This window comes from Marinicella meishanensis (assembly GCF_019931145.1).
Classification (GTDB): Bacteria; Pseudomonadota; Gammaproteobacteria; order Xanthomonadales; family Marinicellaceae; genus Marinicella; species Marinicella meishanensis.
In genome coordinates this window covers 211,344-234,328 of record NZ_JAIOUV010000003.1, presented here as the reverse complement: position 1 = coordinate 234,328, position 22,985 = coordinate 211,344, and the positions used below count along the sequence as shown (strand labels likewise).

The window sequence follows — 22,985 nt, the reverse complement described above, 5'->3', positions numbered from 1 at the left end:
CACAGATCAGATTCCCCTTCAGCACCCACTTCCATTAACATGCAGGATGTTCCACGATGTGATTGAACCCCATGACCGCAACCAACACTTTGACCACCATGAAATTGACCGACACAGCCAAACAGCCTCAACTGTCTCCCATGGTTTACTTCCGGGGGGTGAATCGCATCCACATCAACCGCTTCAAAGCATACACCCAAATCCTGACCAACAATTTAAATGCTGAATGGCGCATCACCGATGACCCGAAAGTGGCCAATGTGGTGATCGAACAACGTAACCAAGCCGGGGATGATAAAGCGATGCAACTGGCGGTCTTGGCGGACACGGCCAACCACCAACCCCAGGTGGTGTGGAGCACCGAGTTGTCATTCAAAGAATCGCAGTTGGTGCGGCAGTTGAATCAGGCCAGCAAAAAATTGCGTCAGGGCTTCGATGGCAGCCGCGAAACCGTGGTGACAGCGCGCGAATTTGAGGTGTGTGATTTGACCTCATCGAACCAGGCGTGGGTGGCTCGCTTGCAAGCCTTGACCACCACCATTGAATTCCAAGCCGTGACGGACCTCGATGCGTGGTACAACGACTTGTTTCACCAACAGGTGTTGCTGTTGGTGGATCCACAGCATCCACGAAGCAGCCAACTGTGCATGTCCTTGATGAACGCCAAGCAACAAGGCGATGTGATCATCGAGCAATTGACCGTGGTGATCACCGACGAAGGTCAAGCCGGTGAGTCTTTGTTCGACCGCGTGTATGACTTGGCCGATGATGCCACCCAAGTTTCGACCCTCGACCCCGCCAATGTCCAACAGTGGCAAGACTTTGTCCAGTTTTTGTGAAGTAACCCCGGCCCAAAATCGACACCCAATTCACTGTCTGGGCCTTATCATGCCATGATTGAATCACCCACCATGGCACCATGAATGCAAACAAACCCATCCTTTTTCTGACCGGCCAAAATGGCATGCTGGGTCAATATTTGACCGAGTTTCTCAGCGACCAGTATCAAGTTGTTGGCTTGCAGCGCGATGGACAATCACCCAGCCGACCACGCTGGAATTACGCCGACCAACTCAAACAACTGGGCATCGACACGCCGCAGGCGGTGATTCACCTGGCTGGTGCTGGCATCGCCGACAAACGCTGGAGTGATCATTACAAGCAGGTGATCAGTGACAGCCGCACCGCTGGCACCCAATGGTTGGTGAATGAGATATTGCAACACGAAGCCCGCCCGCAGACCTTTTTGTGTGCCTCAGCCATTGGCTATTATGGCCACCGACCCAAGGAAACACTCATTGAACAATCAATCATGGGCAACAACTTTGTGGCCCAGGTGGCAGCCCATTGGGAACACGCCTGTCAACCCTTGCAGAACAGCGAAGTGCGGCTGGCCAATTTGCGCTTTGGCATGATCCTGTCGCCCACCGGTGGGGCCTTGAAAGACATGCTGTTGCCGTTCAAGCTGGGCTTGGGTGGCCGTTTGGGTGGTGGCCAACAAATGTACAGCTGGATCGCCATCGAAGACGCGGCCCGGGCAATCCAATTCATCTTGCAAGACGCTTCACTCAGTGGCCCCATCAACTTGACTGCACCGACCGCGGTGAGCAACCAAACATTCACCCAAACCCTGGCCCAAACCTTGCATCGACCGGCGTTCATGCACATGCCGGCCTTCCTGGTGCGCTTGATCTTTGGTGAGGTGGCCGATGAACTGTTATTGGCCGATGCCCAGGTGGTGCCCGAACGCTTGATCCAAGCAGGATTTGAGTTCACCCACCCGCAATTACCGGCGGCCATGGCGGCCATGTTGGCATGAACATCTTACTGATTGGCGCCGAACGCGGCATAGGCGCGACCATGGCGCAGCAACTGTCCGACGGCCCTGATGCACAGGTCATCAAAACCAGTCGCCAGTATGCTGCTTTACAAGCCGCAGAAAGTGGTCAATGGACGGTCCATTGTGACCTGCAAGACCCCACTTCCATGAGCCGCCTGGCTGAGCAGTTGACGGACCAGTTTGACCGCATTGACTGGTTGATCAATTGCGCTGGGGTGTTACACAACGACCAATACATGCCGGAAAAATCATTGAAACAAGTCAACCAGGCGCAAATGATTGATCAGTTTTTGACCAATGCCGTGGGGCATTTGTTGTTGTTGCAGGCCACCCAAGGGCTGCTGACCCAAGGCCATGCCGCGGTGGTGGCTTCCATTTCAGCCCGCATTGGCAGCATCGGGGACAACCATTTGGGTGGCTGGTATGCCTATCGCATGAGCAAAGCGGCCTTGAACATGGGCCTGCGCACCACCGCCATCGAATGGGCCCGTCAGGTGCCCCAAGTGAAATTTTTGCTGCTGCACCCGGGCACCACCGACACCGACCTGTCCAAACCGTTCCAACAACGCCTGCCTGCAGGACAACTGCAAAGCCCAGCAACCACGGCCCAATTGTTGTTGCAGCAAATTCGCAAACACCAGCACCACCCGCACAAGTACCCGCTGTATTTGGATCACCACGGCAACACCGTACCCTGGTAATCAGCGCCTGGACGCTGCTCTGGGTGGCCTGACAAAAACCAATCAATTGGCGTCAACAAGCCCAGGCATTATTGCGCTCATGGCATTGGCTTGTTTTGGCCCATGGAACTGTGGCAAGATGTGCGGCATGATGGGTAAACGACTCCTGACCACCGCATTGAGCTGCTTGTTGACCACAGCAGCCATGGCAGATGACTCCAAAGACCTGTTGATCCTGGCCTTACACCAAGACCAACAACACCGCAGCGAAATCCAACGCTTACAACGCCACAGTCCCGATGACCGCCTGGTCCAAAGCCTGCAGCAGGCCCAAGATGATTTGGATTTGAACAATCAAGCCTTGTTGGATGGCATCATTCAGCAATTGGGCCGTTGGCCGGGGATCCAAGACGTTGGCGAACACACCGCACCGATTGCCATGCTGTTGTTCAAACGCATGACAGCCGCCCAACAAAGCCAGTATTTGCCGTTGATCCGGCAGGCCGTGACCCAACAAAACATCCCAGCGCAGTGGTATGCCGATGCCCATGACCACCACCAGATGCAGTCCAATCAGCCCCAACATTTTGGCCACTTATTGACCCAATCGGCGACCGATGGCAGTCACCGGCTGTACCCCATCACCTCCTGGACCGCCGTACAGGCTGAACGTCAGGCCTTGGATTTACCCCCGCTGCAACAGGCCATGGGAGAACGCGATTGGTTGCTGCGGCAAAATTTCGTGCAACCCGACCAACCCGAGCTGATCGCCGCTGAGCCATTGATGGGCATGGCCCAGTTGGCCCTCAAGTGCATTGACCAAACCTACCCCAACCAAATCAAGCATGTGCTGAATGCCCCCGTTGACGCGCAAACGCCGGAGCAGATGTACCCGGTTTTTTTCGGTTGTTTTGACTGGCATTCTGCGGTGCACGGACACTGGCTGTTGGCCCGCGCCGCCAAAACCTTTCCCAATCACCCCCAAGCGGCCGTTTTCATTGAGCGGTTGGATGCCCATTTTCAAGCCGACAAGCTGCAGCAAGAACTGCACTACTTGCAACAGCCCGGTCGGCAGGGTTTTGAGCGCCCCTATGGTCTGGCCTGGTTGTTGCAACTGTACAGTGAATTACACGACTGGGATCACCCATTGGCCACTCAGTGGACCGCACGCATGGCCCCGATCCGCCAACACGTCATCCAATCGTTATCAAGTTGGATTCCCAAACTGGCCTATCCAATCCGCAGTGGGGAACACAGCCAAACGGCCTTTGCCTTTGGACTGGCACTGGATCATGCGCGGCAAACCCAGGATGCGGCATTCACCGCACTGTTGATCAGCCACAGCAAGCGCCTGTATCAAGCCGACCGCGATTGTCCCATTCACTATGAACCTTCAGGTCATGACTTTCTGTCGCCTTGTCTGGCAGCGGCCGACTTGATGCGTCGCCTGCTGCCGCCGGCTGAGTTTGGGCGCTGGCTCAATCACTACCTGCCGGCCAGTAAGCAGCGAACCCCTTGGCTGTCGGTGGCCGAAGTCACCGATCGGGTCGATGGCAAGTTGGCCCATTTGGATGGGCTCAACTTGGCCCGGGCCTGGATGTTGGAAGGCATCGCCGCTGGCTTACCTGCTGACGACCGCCGTCGCCAAGTCTTGGGCTTGATGGCCCAACAACACGCCCAATCCGGCTTGGCAGCGGTCACCGGAGAACACTATTCAGGGGGGCATTGGCTGGGATCTTTTGCGGTTTATCACTTGACCCAGCGCGGTATCGACTGAAGCCGCAGTCTGATTTGCTGAATGGGGCCTTTGGTGGTAACATCATTGTCAAGCAAACTTAAACTGAATGCCCTGTGAACTTGATACGGATGCGAATAATGTGGCTGTTGTTATGCTGGTGTCTCACCCCGCAAGCCCAACAGTTGCCGTTTGCTGAATTGAGCATCGCCGATGGTTTGGAAGACATGGTGGTGTTTGACATTGAACAGGACAATCTGGGATTTCTCTGGATCACCACCCGCACCGGGGTCAACCGCTTTGACGGCACCCGTTTCAACACCTACAAACAAGTCCATGGTTTACCGCACAACTTGGTGCGGGATTTGATGAAAGACCCCAGGGGTCGGTTGTGGGCCGGTTCAGAGGCCGGCTTGGCTTGGTTCGATGGCAAACAATTCATCCCCGTGTTGCAGGACCAATGGCCCAACCACGTCTCCATCAGGGCAGTCAAAGCCGGACGTGACGACACCCTTTGGGTCGCCACTTATGGCATGGGGGTGCTGCATATTGACGTCCGTTCAGCCGAACCGCGCATCCTCACCCAATACAACACCGAGCATGATTTTCCCAGCGACCGCATCCGCAGTCTGTTGGTGGCACAAGATGGCACGGTTTGGGCGGGCGACAGCCGCCGGGTGTATCGCATTGACGGGGCCGACCACCAAGTCATTGAGTGGCATGCGGAACCTTCAGAAATCCGCTATTTGTATCAACACCAGGACCTGTCGATTTGGGCTGGCACCCGCCAAGGGGTGGTGGCCTTTGATGGCACTGCCTTCGTGCCCAAAACCTTCGATGTGGACCTCAGTCAATTGACCATCAACGACATCAAGGCCGACATCAATGGTCACGTATGGGTCAGTACCCGTGATTTTGGCGCCTACCAATTCAATGCCCAAAATCAGCTGCTGCAACACCTCAATATGGACAACGGTCTGCCGGACAACAGCGTTAACAGCGTCTATCACGACACCGAAGAAAATTTATGGCTGGGTACCTATGGCGGCGGTTTGGCCCGTTTGAGCACCACCGATGTGATCAATTGGAAAGCCCAAGCGGCGATGCCCAATCCCAATGTCTATGTCATCACCAATGACCAACGCGGCTGTTTGTGGGTCGGCACCAATGGTGATGGGGTCACGGCTTTTTGTGCCGATGGCTTGCGCCACATCACCACTGCTGACGGCCTGTCTCACAACAAAGTCCTCAGTGGTGTGGTCGATGCCGATGGCAACCCTTGGTTTGGCACTTTGCAAGGACTCAGTTATTTACAAGACGGTGCCTTCATCAACATGGACGACACCCAAGGTTTAACCGGCTCGGTGGTGTATCACATGACCTTGGCTGCCGATGGCAGCATTTGGATTGCCACCAACAATGGCCTCAACCATTACCAGAATGGTCAATTCACGGCCTATTTTGAAGCCGATGGTTTGCCTGACAACCGCATCAACATGGTGATCGAATCACAAGCCGGCGGTTTGTGGCTGGGCACCTCCAATGGCCTGTCTCGATTCGTTGATGGCCAATTCACCAACTGGACCAATGACGACGGTTTGGGTGCCAACTTCATCAATGACCTGTATGAAGATGACCGCGGCCAATTGTGGCTGGCCACCAATGACGGCCTGAGTTTGTTTGATGGCCAGACGTTCCGAACTTGGACCACCGCCGATGGCTTACCGCATGACAACACCACCACCTTGTTGCCTGGCGATGGCGGTGACATCTGGGTGGGTACCAGCCGCGGGGTGGCCATTTTTGATGGCCAGACTTTCACCGTCATCACGTCACGCGAAGGACTGGTGTTTGACCTGGTCAACCGCAGCGCTGGTTACAAAGACCAAGCCGGTAATTTGTGGTTCGGCACCGGCGAAGGCATCAGCCGGTTTGGCCCAGATTTCGCCCCGGGTTCCACCACCCCACCCCCGGTTCACATCCTTGATGTGTTCCATGAAGCCGACAAATTGGAAACCGGTCAAAACCACCAACTCACCGAAGCCGACAGCAGCCTGTCTTTCAGCTTCACCGCCATCAGTTTTCAGCGCGCTCCAGACATCAATTACCGCTATCGCTTGAAAAAATCCGAACAAACTCCCTGGCGCAACACGCGCTTGAATGAGCTGCAGGTGGATGCGCTGGCCCCAGGCAAATACCAGTTTCAAGTCACCGCGCGCATTGGCAATGGCAATTGGAACACCGATGTGGCCTCCTTTGATTTTGAAATCACGCCACCCTTCTGGAAGCAACCATGGTTCATGCTGTTGGGCGTGTTGCTGTTCTTATTCGCCTGGTTTTATCGCAGTTGGCGCAACAAACAACATGCCTTACAACTGGAAGCCATCGTGCAACAACGCACCAAGCAGTTGAAAAAGATGAACGAAGGTTTGGATTGGCTGGCCCACCACGACAGCCTGACCAAACTTGCCAATCGCCACCACATCAAAGAAGTGCTCAGCGCCATGACCGATGTTAACAGCACCTTGCCCTGCGGCGTGTTGGTGATCGATCTGGACCATTTCAAAACCATCAATGACAACCACGGTCACGGAGTGGGAGACCAAGCTTTGCAACTGTTTTCCGAGTGTTTGCAAGATTTGTTGGAAGACGATCAAACCGCTGCCCGTTGGGGTGGCGAGGAATTCATCGTCTTGAGCCCTGGCACCAACCTGGTGAAAATGAAGAAATTGGCCCATGATGTGCTGGAACAATGCGCACAACTGACGATACCCACCGACACCGGCGAGATCCTGAAGCTGACTTGTTCAGTGGGTTTTGTTTATTGTGTCAAAGCCACCACGCAAACCCGCTTAACCCGCTTGTTGGAAAACTCAATTCAGCTGGCCGACAAAGCCCTTTATGTGGCCAAACACACAGGCCGCAACCAGGCATGTGGTTACTTGATCAACCACGCCATTGACGAATCCATATTGAAAGGTTACATTGCCCAAACTGAACAGGCAATTGCCGACAAACACATCGTGGTGAGTCAATTCTGAATGGCTGCAGAACCCTTTTTGGCGCAACTAACATGCAAGACATCAAAAAATCCAACAAACTCAAAGGGGTGTGTTATGACATCCGAGGGCCGGTGTTAGAAGCCGCACAGCGGATCGAAGAGCAAGGCGAAAAAGTCTTGAAGCTGAACATCGGCAACCCTGCCCCATTTGGGTTCGAAGCCCCCGATGACATCGTGCGTGACGTGGTGCACAACATCAAAGACGCTGAGGGCTATTGTGATTCCAAAGGGATTTACCCGGCGCGGGTGGCGATTTACCAGTACTACCAACAGCGCCAAATCAAAAACCTCGACATTGACCACATCTTCATTGGCAATGGGGTCAGCGAATTGATCGTGATGACCATGCAAGCCTTACTCAATGACGGTGATGAAATGTTGATTCCGGCGCCCGATTACCCTTTGTGGACGGCCGCCGTGAATTTGTCGGGTGGTCACGCGGTGCATTACTTGTGTGATGAAGACCAGAACTGGGCGCCGGATTTGGCCGACATGGCCGCCAAAATCACCCCCAAGACCCGCGGCATGGTGCTGATCAACCCCAACAACCCAACCGGAGCGGTTTACAGCCAGGCACAACTGCAAGCCATCATTGAACTGGCCAGGGCCCATGACCTGATTATTTTCAGCGATGAAATTTATGAATTGATCCGTTATGACGACACCCCATTCACTTCTATTGCGTCGATGGCCGATGACTTGATGTTTGTCACTTTCAATGGCTTGTCAAAAACCTATCGGGTGGCCGGTTACCGCACCGGTTGGGTGTTGATTTCGGGCAACACCCAACAAGCGCAGGATTACTTGGATGGGTTGAATATTTTGTCTTCCATGCGATTGTGTGCCAATGTCCCCACCCAATATGCCATCCAATCGGCGTTGGGCGGTAAACAGTCAATTTTCGATCTGACTGAAGGCGAAGGCCGCTTGAACAAGCAGCGGTTGTTGGCCCATCAGATGATCAACGACATCCCCGGACTGTCGACCACTTTGCCTCAGGGAGCCTTGTATTGTTTCGTCAAAATCGACACCGCACGCTTCAACATTGTTGACGATGAACGGTTCATCTTGGATCTGCTGGTCGAGAAACACATTTTGTTGGTGCACGGCACGGCCTTCAATTGGCCTGAGCCCAATCATTTCAGACTGGTGTACCTGCCCCAGCATGAAGTGCTGGAAGATGCGCTGTCACGTTTGCGTGACTTTCTGGCCCATTATCGCCAGCGACTCTGAACCAGCCTGGTTGGGCCTCAACGTTTTTTGCTTTTGCGGTTTTTCTTGCCACCGGCCCGCGCACTGATGGGCTTTTTCTGACGTCGGCCGGAAGTGGTTTTTTTGCCTTTGGATGGTTTGCGTTTGGTGTTCGAATTGGCTCGGCGCTTGGCGGGCTTGGCCGGCGCATGGGTTTTCACTGACTCGATGTCTTGGCCTGACAGTTCATACCCTTTGACATAGATGCGTTTGATCGGTGCCCCCAACAACCGCTCAATGCGGTGCAACACCCGGGTTTCTTCGGGACAAACAAAGGACATGGCATGACCGGCATGACCGGCCCGTCCGGTGCGTCCGATGCGGTGCACATAGTCTTCCGGCAAGTAAGGCAGGTTGTAATTCAACACATGATCCAGACCCACAATATCCAGACCACGGGCCGCCACCTCGGTGGCAATCAACACCTGCACCCGACCGGCTTTGAAATCAGCCAAGGCCCGACGCCTGCCTCCCTGACTGATGTCGCCATGACAAATGGCCGTGGGCACCTCGGTTTGTTTCAAGCGGGCCAACAAATGATCGGCTTGTTTGCGGGTGCTGGTGAAGACCAGAATCTGAAACCAATTGTGTTGCTGCAACAAATCCATGAACAAATCCAGCTTGCGTCCCTCCTCCACTGGATACATCACATGCTCAACGGTGTCAGCCGTGGCGTTGGCGGGGTTGACCGACAGCACCTGGGGCCGCCGCATCATGTCTTGTGCGGCTTGGGTTAAGGCGGCAGACGTGGTGGCTGAAAACAACAATGATTGGTGATTTGATTTGATCCGACCCAGGATCTGTTTGGCATCGTCGATGAAACCCATGTCCAGCATCCGGTCGGCCTCATCCAGCACCACACATTCCACTTGCGATAAATACAGGTGCTCCAAAGCCAGGTGTTCCAATAGCCGCCCAGGGGTGGCAATCAACACATCCAAACCGGCTTGCAATTGGCGGGCCTGTCCACCCATTTTCACGCCACCGTAGATCGCCTGAATCTGGCAGTCGGTGTGTTGGGCATAGGCGCCAATGGTTTGGGCCAGCTGTTCGGCCAATTCCCGGGTGGGGGTCAGGATCAGGGCCCGGGTCTGTCCTGGTTCCGGTGCTTTGGGGCGGTTCAGCAGCTGCTGCAACACCGGCAAGGCAAAGGCCGCGGTTTTGCCGGTTCCGGTTTGTGCCAACACCACCAGGTCTTGGCCGGTGAGTGCGGCCGGAATCGCTAGTTGTTGCACCGGTGTCATGTCTTGGTAACCACAATCGGCGATGGCTTGGGCCAATTCCGGCGCCCATTTCAGGGCAGAAAATTTGGTTGTTTGTGGGTCCATGAAGCCAGGCTCACTGCTGTTGTCAAAAAGTTTGCCTATTATAGACCCAATGCCGCCGACTTGCTGACCTCAATGGCAGCTGTTTGGTTTGAAAACACAGGAATATCAATCAATCATTGACAATCACTCCCCAGTCATTAAGATGCGCGGCTTGTCTGTGAATCACTGGAATATACCTTGTTTAACTTGATCTCCAAAAGGATGGGATACAGCATCAAAAATGATGTGCTCTCTGGGCTGACGGTGGCCCTGGCTTTGGTGCCCGAAGCGGTGGCTTTTGCCTTTGTGGCTGGGGTTGATCCCTTGGTTGGTTTGTATGCCGCTTTCATGGTGGGCTTGATCACCTCCATTTTTGGTGGCCGACCTGGCATGATCTCTGGTGCCACTGGCGCCATGGCGGTGGTGATGGTGGCCTTGGTGGCCGAGCATGGGGTGCAATACCTGTTTGCAGCTGTGGTGCTCACCGGTCTCATCCAAATGCTGGCAGGGGTACTCAAACTGGGTATGTTCATTCGCATGGTGCCCTATCCGGTGATGCTGGGCTTTGTTAATGGATTGGCCATTGTGATTTTTCTGGCGCAGCTGGGGCAGTTCAAAGTGGTGGACGCGGCTGGCTTGCACCAATGGATGCAGGGGCCGACTTTGTATTGGATGTTGGCCATGGTGGCGCTGACCATGATGATCATTCACTTTTTGCCGAAACTGACCCGAGCCATACCAGCCTCATTGGCGGCCATCTTATTGGTGACTGGTTTGGTCATTGTGCTGGACTTACCGATTCCCAACGTCATTGATTATGTCCGCTCTGAATCGGGCGACCCCAACGCCTCCATTGCCGGCGGTTGGCCCAGTTTTGCCATTCCCGCAGTGCCGTTGACCTGGGAAACCTTTTACCTCATCCTGCCCTATTCATTGATCTTGGCGGCGGTGGGTTTGATTGAATCATTGTTGACCATGACCTTGATCGATGAAATCACCGAAACCCGTGGCCATGGCAACCGGGAGTGTATGGGACAAGGCCTGGCCAATTTCACCAACGGCTTTTTTGGCGGCATGGGTGGCTGTGCCATGATTGGGCAAAGCATGATCAACATCAAATCGGGCGGTCGTGGCCGGCTGTCAGGCATCACCGCAGCGGTGGCTTTGTTGTTGTTCATTTTGGTTGGCTCTTCCTGGATTGAACTGGTGCCGTTGGCGGCGCTGGTGGGTTTGATGTTCATGGTGGTGTTGGGCACCTTCGAATGGGCCAGCCTGCGCATGATCAACAAAGTACAAAAATCAGAAGTGTTCATCATTGTCCTGGTGTCAGGCATCACGGTCATTGCGGACTTGGCCATTGCCGTGGTGGCAGGGGTCATAGTCAGTGCCTTGGTGTTTGCCTGGAAAGGGGCCAAACGCATTCAGTCGAGCTGCCATGTGGATCAACACGGCTCCAAAATCTACCTGCTCAGGGGGCCGGTGTTTTTTGGCTCAGTGCAGAATTTTCAAGATTTGTTTGCCCCGCGCAGCGATCCAGATGATGTGATCGTCGATTTCATGAATGCCCGGGTCTATGACCATTCGGGCATCGAGGCCCTGGATACCTTGGCTGAACGCTATGAGCGCAATGGCAAAACCCTGCATTATCGACACCTGAGTCCGGAATGCAAAATGTTGTTGACCCGGGCCGGTGACTTGGTTGAAGTGAACCTGATTGAAGACCCCGATTACAAGGTGGCCGACAGCGCCTTGGGCTGAGCTGCCAGCAAGCCTGAGGCCAAAGTGACAAAAATTGTTGGTATTTTCGGCGTTTTTTGCTGGCCGCCCTGATCAGACTGGGTATTGGCGGTTGGTGTTCACCACCGCATCAAGGACCTCACTGCTTGCATAAGTGCCTGTTAATATAAGGATTTTCTAATTAGCCTACAGCAGAACACAGGCTTTTAACGTACGAAAATACACCCAGACAAAACTGGCACATTTTGGCCTCGACTTACATCCTGATCGCTTATTTTTGTGACGGATTTCACACTTTTTCTTCGGTTTTTCCAAATAATAATTGATGGCTGTCATATATATGTTATATATTTTAGCTACCACAAAGAACAACAATAAAACGTGGTGAAGCCAGATTGTCCAAACAATCTGATACAACAAAAAATAGAGGAGAGACATCTAATATGAAAAAATTAGATATTGGCACGCGTTCGCCAAATAAAAATCTCAAGAGCGCACTTTCCAAATCTCTGACCATCGTCACCCTGGCCGCTTCATGCCAGATGGCTTTGGCTCAGAGCAATGGTTCTATCGGAGCCGAGCCGGTTCAAACCAGCATGATTCAAGGTTTCAATCTGACCAATAAAATTCCCGGACAATACATCATTGTGTTTAATGATGCGGTGGTCAGTGCGCAAGTGGCTGACATGGTTGGCCCATCCTTGAGCATTGAGCAAGCCCGCAAAACCGTGGTCAGAGAAATGGCCATCGACATGGCCACTTTTGCCAAAGGTGAGATGGTCAGAACCTATGCGTCTTCCATCAATGGCATGGTGTTGAACAGCAGAGCCATTGACGAAGTGGTTGAATTGGCCAAAGACCCACGGGTTGCTTTCGTTGAAGCCGACCGCATCGTGTCTTTGAGCGCCACACAAACCAACGCCACATGGGGCCTGGACCGAATCGACCAAGCCAGCTTGCCATTGGACAACACTTATAACTACGATGCCGACGGCACAGGTGTTAACGCCTATGTGGTTGACACCGGGGTGCGCATCAGCCACAACGAGTTTGGCAACCGCGGTAACTCAGGTTTCACCGCCATCAATGATGGCAATGGCACCAATGACTGTCAAGGTCATGGTACCCACGTGGCCGGCACCATCGGCGCAGCCACCTATGGGGTGGCCAAAAACGTTGAGATATATGCCGTTCGGGTGTTGAACTGTAGTGGTTCAGGCTCCAACTCAGGCGTGATTGCCGGGGTTGATTGGGTCGGAGACAACCACGTCAAACCAGCCGTGGCCAACATGAGTTTGGGTGGCGGCGCCAGTTCGGCTTTGGACAATGCGGTGAATGCCGTGGTGGCCCAAGGAGTGACCATGGTTGTGGCGGCCGGTAATGACAACAGCAATGCTTGTAATTACTCACCAGCTCGCGCAGCCAATGCCATCACTGTGGGTTCTACCACCAGCTCCGATTCCAGATCGTCGTTCTCCAACTACGGTTCTTGTTTGGACATCTATGCGCCAGGTTCATCGATCACTTCAACTTGGTCGACCAGCAACACCGCAACCAACACCATCAGTGGCACCTCCATGGCGGCACCTCATGTGGCGGGTGTGGCAGCACTCTACCTGGATGACAACCCCAATGCATCACCTTCTGCTGTGCAATCAGCGATGGAAAATGCAGCGATTTCTGGCGTGATCTCCGATGCCCGTGCCGGTTCACCGAATTTGTTATTGAATAACTTCTATGACAATGGCGGCGGCGGTGGCGGCGGCGGCGGTGGCGGCGGTGGCGGCGGCGGAGGTGACTCCGAGCTGACCAACGGCGTGGCTGTCACTGGCATCTCTGGTGCGCAAGGCTCACAAACGTTCTACACCCTGGAAGTTCCAGCCGGTGCCACGGACTTGAGCTTCAACATCAGTGGCGGTTCAGGTGATGCGGACATGTATGTGCGTTATGGCAGTGCGCCAACCACATCCACGTATGATTGTCGTCCATACCGCAATGGTAACAACGAAACCTGTGACATCAGCAACGTTCAAGCCGGTACTTACCATGTCATGCTGCGCGGTTACAGCTCGTACTCAGGTGTGAGCCTGGTGGGTAGCTTTACTGCCGGTGGCGGTGGCGGCGGTGGCGGAGGAGGCAACTTCTTCGAGAACACCACCAATGTGACCATTTCCAGCGGTGCGCCCAGCACAGTGAGCTCGTCCATCAACGTGACCCGCACCGGGGCGTCTGGCAGCATCACCATCCGTGCTGACATCAAGCACACCTGGCGTGGCGACTTGTCAGCCAAGATCTACGCACCCAATGGTGCCAGTGGTACCGTGCACAGCAGAGATAACTCAAACGACAGTGGCGATGACCTGTTGATTGACATCGATCTGAACGCCGGCACCATTGAATCCAGCGGGCAATGGCGCTTGGAAGTGACCGACCATGCCAACCAGGATGGTGGTTACATCGATTCTTGGAGCATTGAATTCAACTGATTCAATTGAGCTGAGAAAGCAATCAAAAAAGGAGGCTTCGGCCTCCTTTTTTTATGCCAACAACTGCAGCACAGCGGCCGACCACCGGGCCGGATCTTCCAACATAGGAAAGTGCCCCAAGTCAGCCAACTCCAGCAATTCATTGTGGGGGATTTCAGCGGCCAAAGTGCGTGCCATGGCAATCACCGCCACCGGGTCATTCTGCGCCCACAACAATTTGATCGGTAACGACGTGCCTCGCAAGGCGCCAATCCATCGGTGCCAGTAAGTCTTTCTTTGCCTGATGTATTGGGTGGTTTGGGCCAACACCTCGCGGCCATTGTGGGCTGTCATCATGGTCCACAAGGCATCAATTTCCTCCTCACTGACCAACTCGGCTTGGTGGTATGTCTTTCTCAGGTTGTTGGCCAAGGTACGGCGGCGGCTGAGTTTGGCCACCCAAGGTCCGAGCCAAGAATTGAGTAACATTTTTTGAATGGGGCGTAACTGGGCCATTTCGATGTGCATGCTGCCATTGCACAGCACCACCGCAGCCAGGTCCAGACCCGGCAGACCCAAACGCAGTTGTCGGGCCAACAATTCAGTGGCGATGCTGGTGCCGTAATCATGCGCCAACAACGTGGCATGTTGGATCCCCAACTGCCGCCACAACATCAAGGCCTGATCGGTTTGTTCCAACAATGAATAAGAATAATTCATTGGCTTGTCAGAAAAACCAAAGCCCAAATGATCATGCATCACCACCCGAAAATGGGGTTCCAAATGGATCAAGGCTTTGTGGTAATCGTACACACATGTGGGGTAACCATGCAGGATCAACAACGGTGGTTTGCCGTTGTTAGAATCATAGACAAAATGTTTGAATTCACCGACCTGAATGCGCTCGCCTTTGGACCGCCATTGTGTTGCTTGCATCTGCACCCCTCCAGGACCGTTAGACAACAACTGGCCCGCAAGAAAACGTTATAATGCAGTCATTATAATCACAGGATGTCTAAGCATGAAACTGGCTGTGGCCACTTGCCAACATTTCCCTCATGGGGTGGACGATGACGCCCCCTTGATCGATGCATTGCATGAACGATTTGAGCAGGTTGATGTGCTGCCCTGGGACACCGACGCCGATTGGTCTGTTTACCAGGCCTGTTTGCTGCGTTCGGTGTGGGATTATCATGAACAAGTGGCGCGATTCAATCGCTGGGTGGATGCCGTTTCACAACAAACCCGTCTGTTCAACCCGCCGGCGGTGATTCACTGGAATCAGAACAAATACTACCTGGCTGAACTGGCAGAATTTGGCATCACCGTGGCCCCCACCCATTGGTTGCGGGCGGGATCTCAAGCGGCCCAATCGCTGGATTTGGCAACCATCACCCAGGCCTTTGATGCCCCACAATATTTCCTCAAACCCGTGGTTGGCGCGGATTCATCCGGCACCTTACGCTTCGAACATTCGGCCGCCGGTCTGGCCGCCGCTGAAAAGCACTTGGCACAGTGGTTGCCTGCTGTGGACATGATGTTACAGCCCTATTTATCGACGGTCGAATCCCACGGTGAAACATCGGCCATTTATGTGGCGGGTAACCTGACCCACGCAGTCAGAAAAATTCCGGTCAAAGGTGACTTCCGGGTGCAGGACACTTTTGGTGCCAGCGATGTGAGCCACCGCATGAACGCCTCGGAAATGGCCCTGTCCAAAGCCTGCCTCCAATACATCAACCAGCGGTTCGGTGCGGTGCTGTATGCACGCTTTGATTTTTTACAGGATGCCGCTGGCTGTGTTTATTTGAATGAAGCCGAATTGATCGAACCTTCGATGTTTTTCAATCACGGTCCCCAAGCCGCCGAGCAACTGGCAGAGGCCCTGCTGACTCATTTGCGCTCGACCGACGACCCTGCTGCCGTGGATTGACCCAGTCCAGGGCCCAGTTCCCAGGCATCGGCATCAATGGTTTCTTGGTAGGCATGCCAGGTGGCGTGTCCCACCACCGGCAGCAGCACCACAAAGCCCAGATAAAAAGTGGCCATGCCCAACAACACCAACAACACGATGGTGCCGGCCCACACCAACATCGCCAATTTGTTTTTCAACACGGCATTGATGGAGGTGATGACAGCAGTGACCGTGTCCACCCGGCGATCCATCAACATCGGAATAGAAAACGCCCCCACACAAAAAATCACCGCAGCGAATACCGCGCCAACCAAGGTCCCCACTCCCAGGAACATGAACCAATCTTCCAGTTGCATGGCACCGTATGAGGGAAAAAAGATGTGCAACATGCTGGCCGCCCGTGCCCAGATCAAAAACACAATCAAAAAGATGAACGACAACACCAGTTCATTGCTGAGGTTTTTTTTGCCCTCTTTCAAACAGCGCAAAAATTTCGGTTCCACTTGATTGGTCAATTGCCGACTCAATGAATACAAACCGATGGCGATGATCGGCCCCAAAAAGAAAAAACCGGCGGTCAGGGCTATGGCCAACACCACCGAGTGTGCCAAATAGGCCACCCAGGTGATCACCACACTGATCACCATCATCACCAAACCATAGACCAAACTGATCCGCGGCACCTGCTTGAAATCCGCCCAGCCTTTTTGCAACCAACGCAGGGCCGCCCATGTGGGCACAGTGCGGCAGGGCGCCACCAACGGTTTCAATTCGGGATCGGGGGATGAATTCATGCCATTTCCTGTCTGCTCAAGCCACCTCAGTTTAACAAGTTTGGCAGCCACTGACATTGACAATGATCAATCATCTGGCTGATCTGAACTTTCCAGCGACTGTCGAAAACTTGTGAAATATTTCACAGGCACTGTTCACCACTGGCTCACAATTGCACGCCTAGACTTGATCCTACCATTAACCAACCGGAAGAGAGAATCATGAAAAAAACCAGACTTCTTACCCAACTCGGGCTGCTGACCACAGCCCCCCTGGCTTTGGCCACACAAGTCAACGTCAACCACCTGGCCCCTTTCGCCGACACCCTGGAAGGCACCGCCGTATCGATCAACGTCAACGGCTCTGAAGTGCTCAATGGGGTGCAGTTTTTACAATCATCAGGCTACTTGGAACTGGCCGGTGCTGGCGTGGCCCCAGGTGAAACCACTTTGGAGGTGTTCGCACCACCGGGTGCTGGAACGGCAGCCATCAGTGCCACCGTCGATCTGGCAGCCGACACCAATTATTCAGTGACTGCCATCGGTGACGGGGTGAACCAACCCTTGGCCCTGCTGCCTTTGGTCGACACCCAAATGACCCCATCTGAGGGTAATTTCATGATTCGCGTGATTCATGCCGCCCCATTTGCCGCCGACATCAATGACACCGCCGCCTCGATCCGCACCGATGAAGGGGATGTGGTCAATGGCCTCGGCAGTGTTTTGTTCGGCCAGGACTCGGGTTATTTTGAGTTGCCCGCTGGCAATTATGACCTCAATGTATCCACCGCCGATGGCTCAGTGCGCCTGATCGACATCGCGCCCTTGGACCTGCCGGCCGGTGCCATCGTCAATATGTTTGCCACCGGTGACGGTGTCAACCAACCGGTGGGTGCTTATGCGGTGTTCGGTGACGGTTCTGCCGCTGTGCTGGCATTGGAAGCGGCAGTGATGCCTGACCCCACCCGAGTGAACGTGGCCCACTTGGCACCATTTGCTGCTGATCTGGGCGACACCGCGGTGTCCATAGACGTCAATGGCAGTGAAGTGCTGACCGGGGTTGAGTTCAAGCAAGCGTCGGGTTACCTGACGTTGGCCGATGATGGCAGCGCACCCGGTAACACCCTGTTGGAAGTGTTTGCCCCGCCCGGTGCCGATGACCCAGCGATCACCGCTGAGGTGAATCTGGAAGCCGAAACCGATTACACCGTACTGGCGGTGGGTGACGGCGCCAACCAGCCGTTGTCTCTGTTGCCGTTGATTGATGACAACAGCGCCCCCGCTGCGGGCAATGCCAAAATCCGCATTGTCCATGGCGCCCCGTTTGCGGCCACAGCAGCCGACACCGCGGTGTCGATTCGCACCGATGCCGGTGACCTGGTCAATGGTTTGACCGGTGTGGAATTCGGTGATCAATCAGGTTACTTTGAGTTGCCAGCCAACACCTATGACTTGAACGTATCCACCCCAGACGGTGCAACGCGGTTGATTGACCTGGCTCCCGTGACATTGAATGATGGTGACGTGGTGACCGTGATTGCCATCGGTGATGGGGTCAACCAAGACCTGGGTTTCTTCGCCTTGTTCGGCGATGGCAGCAGTACCGCCTTGCCCACCGAAGGTCCATTCACCACCATGAACCAGGGTTTGAATGGCGCTTGGGTCAGCCCCGATGTCGACAGCCAAGGTTTTATGGTTGAAGTGTATCCAGACATCGACTTCATCTTCGTGGCTTGGTATGCATTTGACACCACCTTCCCTGATATGGACGAGACCGCTGTGGTCGGCGATCCCAACCAACGCTGGTTGACCGCTTCAGGCACTTACAGTGGCACCTCTGCGGAGCTGACCCTGTTCAACTCCAGTGGTGGTATTTTCAATCAGTCCAACACCATGACGGAAACCACTGAAGCCGGCACATTGCGCCTTGATTTCAATGACTGCAGCACCGCCACCGCCACCTATTCAATTGATGGCAGTGGTTTATCCGGCATCTTGAACTTACAACGGGTGTCTGATGCCAACGTGGCATTCTGCCAATCCATCAGTGAATGATGCACCCCGTGATTGAAACCAAAAGCCCCACTGCGGTGGGGCTTTTTTTATGGCAAAACCGGCAGATACGGTTTGACCACCACCTGGGCATAAACCCCGGCCTCGATGTAGGGATCGGCATCGGCCCAGCTTTGCGCTGCTGATAACGAATCAAATTCAGCCACCACCAAGGATCCCGTAAAGGCCAATTCGGCCGGTTCGGCCTCATCGGTGGCTGGGTGGGGACCGGCCAACAACAAGCGACCAGCGGCTTTCAGTTCGTGTAAGCGGGCCAGGTGTTGTTCCCTGACCGGCATTCTCAGTGACAGCGAATTGGGGACATCGGTGGCCATGATGGCAAAATACATGTGCGTTCCTGGGTTCTGGTGAATTCTGGATTATAATGCCCCATTTACCACAAATAAAGCCCATGCCTGTTCCCACACGCCAGCAATTGTCACCCGGTATGCAAGTGGCGATTGTGCAAAAACACCACCAACGCAGTGGCCAATTGACCGACGGTGAAATCGACCGCATCTTGACCAAATCCAGCACCCACCCCCACGGCATCAAAGTCAAACTCAGAAGCGGTGAAGTCGGTCGGGTCAAAGCCATTCATGACTGACCCCATCCTGTACAGTTTCCGGCGTTGTCCCTACGCCATTCGGGCACGCATGGCTTTGGTGCAAGCCAACATCCATTGCGAATTGCGTGAATTGCTGTTGCGGGACAAACCGGCCGACATGCTCAAACATTCTCCCAAAGGCACGGTGCCGGTGTTGATCACCACCTCAGGCCAGGTGATTGATGAAAGCTTGGACGTGATGCGGTGGGCACTGCAACAACGGGATCCCGAACAATGGCTGGCGCAACTGGATGCGTCTTTGGCCTGGATCACCGAGTACGATCAGAATTTTAAGGGCCTGCTTGATCGCTACAAATACAGTGACCGACACCCGGAACTCACGCCCGAAGCGCACCGCGCACGCACCCTGCCGCACCTGGAACGCTTGGAACAGCGCTTGTGTGATCGTCGCTTTTTATTGGGTGATGAGCGGCGTTTGGCTGATGTGGCGCTGTTTCCGTTCATCCGCCAATACGCCATGGTTGACCGGCCCTGGTTTGACCAATTGCCGCTGCCCCAGGTGCAGCAATGGCTGGCTGAATTCTTGCAACATCCGGTGTTTTTACAGGCCATGCCCAATTTCAAATTGTTCAACGATGGGCACCGTTACCACTTCCCCAATGGACAAGCCATCACTGCCTGATTTGGCAATCTGTCTGACAATGGGTACAATACCGTTTTTTTAACCATGCGCCCGATTTACGCTCGGGTCAGCAGGAGAACAGCATGTCCCAGCAAGCCGGACCCATCGTGGTCAGCGCACTGTATCATTTTGTGCGCCTCGAAAATTTCCAAAAACTCCAACAACCCTTGTTACAAGTGATGCAAACACATGGTGTCAAAGGCACTTTGCTGTTGGCCCACGAAGGCATCAACGGCACCATCGCTGGCAGCCAGGCTGGCATCGATGCGGTGAAGGCCTTCTTGCGCCAAGATGAAAGACTGGCCGCGGTCGACAGCAAAGAATCATACACCGATGAGATGCCCTTCTACCGCAGCAAAGTCAAACTGAAAAAAGAAATTGTCACCATGGGTGTTGAGGGCATTGATCCCAGACAAGTGGTGGGCACTTATGTGGCCCCGGAAGACTGGAATGAACTGATTTCGGATCCCGATGTGGTGTTGGTGGACACCCGCAATGATTATGAATACAACATCGGCACGTTCCAAAACGCCATCAACCCCAAAACCGAAACCTTCAGGGAATTCCCCGACTACGTGAAAAACCACCTGGACCCAGACAAACACAAGAAAGTGGCGATGTTCTGTACCGGTGGTATCCGTTGTGAAAAATCCACTGCCTATCTCAAGGAGCAAGGTTTTGATGAAGTCTATCACCTGCATGGCGGCATCTTGAAGTACCTGGAAAAAGTGCCGGCCGATCAGTCCTTGTGGCAAGGTGAATGTTTTGTGTTTGACAACCGCGTGGCGGTCAATCACGACTTGGAGAAAGGCCAATACGACCAGTGTTATGCCTGTCGTTATCCGATCACCGAAGCCGACAAACAATCTCCCCACTACATCAAAGGGGTCAGCTGCCACCACTGCCATGAGCAAACCACCGCCGAGCAACGGGCCCAATTTGCCGAACGGGAAAAACAAATGCAATTGGCCAAAGCCCGTGGTGAAGACCACATTGGCATGTCAGCTGCTGAGGCCATTGAACAAAGGCGAGGAGAAAAACTGGCCGCCAAAAATGCCATGCGCGCACAAAGCCAGAAACTGGGTCAATAAATCACACCACCCACGTCATCCTGCGGCTTGACCGCAGGATCCAGGCCGCATGGACCCAACTGCGGCCAGTCACTTAACAGCCGCACCCTCACCCAGCCTGGATTGTCCGGTCGAGCCGGACAATGACGATACAGTGGGGTCGATGATTCAGTGGATTCACCAATCTGGGCTTAGCCCATCAACAGACAAACTGCACTTGACCGCAGGAACAAGCGCTGGTTGTTGCTGCCGCATCATGTCCACTTCGACAGGCTCAGTGACCTTCAAGGTGGCTGAGCTTGTCGAAGCCGGCTGCAGGCCGACAGTTCACACATGACGCCAGAGCGGGAATCCTTGGCATAAAAACCGTCATCCTGCGGCTTGACCGCAGGATCCAGGCTGTATGGACCTGAATGCTACCAGTCTCTTAACTACTGCACCATCACCTAACCTGGATTGTCCGGTCAAGCCGGACAATGACGATTCAGTGGGGTTGATGGTTCAGTGGAGTCGCCAAGCTGGGCTTAGCCCATCTACAGACAAACTGCGACTTGACCGCAGGAACAAGCGCTGGTGGTTGCTGCCGCATCATGTCCACTTCGACAGGCTCAGTGACCTTTCAATTAAGGTGGCTGAGCCTGTCGAAGCCGACTACAGGACAGTTCATACAGGGTTCCAGAACAAGCGACCATGGGCTGTAATCCCGTCATCCTGCGGCTGGTTCACAGCATCCAGAGCAGGCGTCGCCAATAGCCAGTGCACTTCAACAGGCTCAGTGACCTTCAAGGTGGCTGAGCTTGTCGAAGCCGGCTGCAGGCCGACAGTTCACACATGACGCCAGAGCGGGAATCCTTGGCATAAAAACCGTCATCCTGCGGCTTGACCGCAGGATCCAGGCTGTATGGACCTGAATGCTACCAGTCTCTTAACTACTGCACCATCACCTAACCTGGATTGTCCGGTCAAGCCGGACAATGACGATTCAGTTAGGTCGACGATTCAGTTAGGTCGACGATTCAGTCAGGTTGATGATTCAGTGGAGTCGCCAAGCTGCGGCTTTGTCCATCAACAGACAAACGGCGACCGAGGCACATGTCGACTCAATGTGGCTTAGCCCAACATCTGTAAACGGCGGCTTGACCGCAGGCTTCAGGATGTCGGGAATTTGTTTATAATCAGACCTTGAAATCAACCAGTTGAAATGATGCACATGATCTTATTCCTTCCTGCCATCTGCTTGTTGGCCTGCGGCTTGACCTTATTCTTTGAAGCCAAAGGCATGGACCGACTGACGGTCAAGGCCAAGTTGTTGGCCAGTTTGGCCTTTGTCGGTTTTGCCTGGGACCAAGGGGCCAAAGACAGTGTGTATGGTTGGTGGATCCTGACCGGCTTAGGCTTGAGCCTGGTCGGTGATGTGCTGCTGGCTATGAAAGGCCACAGCCGCTGGTTCTTGCTCGGCATCGGCGCTTTTCTGTTGGCCCATTTGGCTTATGCCGCGGCCTTCATCATCATTGGCATTGACACCGCCAGCCTGCCTTGGGTGGTGCCGTGGGTGTTGGTCTTTTTGCTGATCACAACTGGGTGGCTCAAACGCCATTTATCGGGGGTGATGCAGTTTGCGGTCCCGGCTTACCTGCTGGCCATAGGCCTGATGCTGGTACTGGCTTGTTCCAATCACAGCCCCATGGCTGGCGGGTGGATCATCATCGGGGCCAGCCTGTTTGCCTTGTCTGATTTGTTCGTGGCCAGGCAACGCTTCATCCAAGCCGACCCGCGCAATCGCCTGCTCGGCTTACCCATTTATTATCTGGCCCAGTTGCTGCTGGCTTACACGGTGGCCTTGGTCTGA

Annotated in this window: 18 protein-coding genes; 14 read left to right on the top strand and 4 right to left on the bottom strand. The window is 54.2% G+C overall.

The annotated features are described in order from the left end of the window. The first annotated feature begins 71 nt into the window (after positions 1–71). From K7G70_RS05920 to K7G70_RS05895, 6 genes are all read left to right on the top strand, one after another. Entirely contained in the window at positions 72–839 is a 768-nt protein-coding gene (locus tag K7G70_RS05920) for a hypothetical protein (protein ID WP_223787686.1), read from the top strand. Between the two features lie 80 nt (positions 840–919). Beyond that, positions 920–1,819 carry a TIGR01777 family oxidoreductase gene (locus K7G70_RS05915; RefSeq protein ID WP_223787685.1) on the top strand — a complete coding sequence of 300 codons (900 nt, stop codon included), beginning with the start codon at positions 920–922 and terminating at the stop codon, positions 1,817–1,819. Then, positions 1,816–2,541, top strand: a complete 726-nt coding sequence (locus tag K7G70_RS05910) for an SDR family NAD(P)-dependent oxidoreductase (protein WP_223787684.1) — start codon at positions 1,816–1,818, stop codon at positions 2,539–2,541. The genes K7G70_RS05915 and K7G70_RS05910 overlap by 4 nt, the downstream gene beginning before the upstream one ends. A 130-nt stretch (positions 2,542–2,671) precedes the next feature. Next, positions 2,672–4,297: a DUF2891 domain-containing protein gene (locus tag K7G70_RS05905; RefSeq protein ID WP_223787683.1), complete on the top strand. Its 1,626-nt coding sequence runs from the start codon at positions 2,672–2,674 to the stop codon at positions 4,295–4,297. Between the two features lie 98 nt (positions 4,298–4,395). Then, entirely contained in the window at positions 4,396–7,296 is a 2,901-nt protein-coding gene (locus tag K7G70_RS05900) for a ligand-binding sensor domain-containing diguanylate cyclase (RefSeq protein WP_223787682.1), read from the top strand. A gap of 32 nt (positions 7,297–7,328) precedes the next feature. Further along, on the top strand, positions 7,329–8,549 hold the full coding sequence (locus tag K7G70_RS05895) for a pyridoxal phosphate-dependent aminotransferase (protein WP_223787681.1): 1,221 nt from the start codon (positions 7,329–7,331) through the stop codon (positions 8,547–8,549). Positions 8,550–8,566: 17 nt separating this feature from the next. On the opposite strand, the gene K7G70_RS05890 is transcribed toward K7G70_RS05895, so the two are convergent. Next, on the bottom strand, positions 8,567–9,895 hold the full coding sequence (locus K7G70_RS05890) for a DEAD/DEAH box helicase (RefSeq protein WP_223787680.1): 1,329 nt from the start codon (positions 9,893–9,895) through the stop codon (positions 8,567–8,569). Positions 9,896–10,096: 201 nt separating this feature from the next. Here K7G70_RS05890 and K7G70_RS05885 point away from each other — a divergent pair, with 201 nt between their 5' ends. Both K7G70_RS05885 and K7G70_RS18005 read left to right on the top strand, forming a co-directional pair. Further along, positions 10,097–11,632 carry a SulP family inorganic anion transporter gene (locus tag K7G70_RS05885; protein ID WP_223787679.1) on the top strand — a complete coding sequence of 512 codons (1,536 nt, stop codon included), beginning with the start codon at positions 10,097–10,099 and terminating at the stop codon, positions 11,630–11,632. A gap of 422 nt (positions 11,633–12,054) precedes the next feature. After that, complete coding sequence (locus K7G70_RS18005; RefSeq protein WP_305067290.1) at positions 12,055–14,097, top strand: S8 family serine peptidase; 2,043 nt, start codon at positions 12,055–12,057, stop codon at positions 14,095–14,097. Between the two features lie 51 nt (positions 14,098–14,148). Here K7G70_RS18005 and K7G70_RS05870 read toward each other — a convergent pair whose 3' ends face one another. Then, positions 14,149–15,012, bottom strand: a complete 864-nt coding sequence (locus tag K7G70_RS05870; RefSeq protein ID WP_223787678.1) for an alpha/beta fold hydrolase — start codon at positions 15,010–15,012, stop codon at positions 14,149–14,151. 85 nt (positions 15,013–15,097) lie between these two features. Here K7G70_RS05870 and K7G70_RS05865 point away from each other — a divergent pair, with 85 nt between their 5' ends. Beyond that, positions 15,098–16,009, top strand: coding sequence for an ATP-grasp domain-containing protein (locus K7G70_RS05865; RefSeq protein ID WP_223787677.1), 912 nt, complete (start codon positions 15,098–15,100; stop codon positions 16,007–16,009). Here the strand turns inward: K7G70_RS05865 and K7G70_RS05860 are convergent. After that, on the bottom strand, positions 15,970–16,785 hold the full coding sequence (locus K7G70_RS05860) for a DUF2189 domain-containing protein (protein ID WP_223787676.1): 816 nt from the start codon (positions 16,783–16,785) through the stop codon (positions 15,970–15,972). The genes K7G70_RS05865 and K7G70_RS05860 overlap by 40 nt on opposite strands. A 201-nt stretch (positions 16,786–16,986) precedes the next feature. On the opposite strand from K7G70_RS05860, the gene K7G70_RS05855 reads away from it, so the two are divergent. Next, positions 16,987–18,819, top strand: coding sequence for a DUF4397 domain-containing protein (locus tag K7G70_RS05855; protein ID WP_223787675.1), 1,833 nt, complete (start codon positions 16,987–16,989; stop codon positions 18,817–18,819). A gap of 47 nt (positions 18,820–18,866) precedes the next feature. On the opposite strand, the gene K7G70_RS05850 is transcribed toward K7G70_RS05855, so the two are convergent. Further along, a complete protein-coding gene (locus K7G70_RS05850; protein WP_223787674.1) occupies positions 18,867–19,166 on the bottom strand; it encodes a YciI family protein in 300 nt (99 codons plus the stop codon). A gap of 62 nt (positions 19,167–19,228) precedes the next feature. Between K7G70_RS05850 and K7G70_RS05845 the strand changes: the two genes are divergently transcribed. From K7G70_RS05845 to K7G70_RS05830, 4 genes are all read left to right on the top strand, one after another. Beyond that, positions 19,229–19,423 carry a YwbE family protein gene (locus K7G70_RS05845; protein ID WP_223787673.1) on the top strand — a complete coding sequence of 65 codons (195 nt, stop codon included), beginning with the start codon at positions 19,229–19,231 and terminating at the stop codon, positions 19,421–19,423. Then, complete coding sequence (locus K7G70_RS05840; protein ID WP_223787672.1) at positions 19,416–20,066, top strand: glutathione S-transferase; 651 nt, start codon at positions 19,416–19,418, stop codon at positions 20,064–20,066. Before K7G70_RS05845 ends, K7G70_RS05840 begins: the two co-directional genes overlap by 8 nt. An 83-nt stretch (positions 20,067–20,149) precedes the next feature. After that, positions 20,150–21,157: an oxygen-dependent tRNA uridine(34) hydroxylase TrhO gene (gene trhO / locus K7G70_RS05835; protein WP_223787671.1), complete on the top strand. Its 1,008-nt coding sequence runs from the start codon at positions 20,150–20,152 to the stop codon at positions 21,155–21,157. Positions 21,158–22,346: 1,189 nt separating this feature from the next. Then, on the top strand, positions 22,347–22,985 hold the full coding sequence (locus K7G70_RS05830; RefSeq protein WP_223787670.1) for a lysoplasmalogenase: 639 nt from the start codon (positions 22,347–22,349) through the stop codon (positions 22,983–22,985).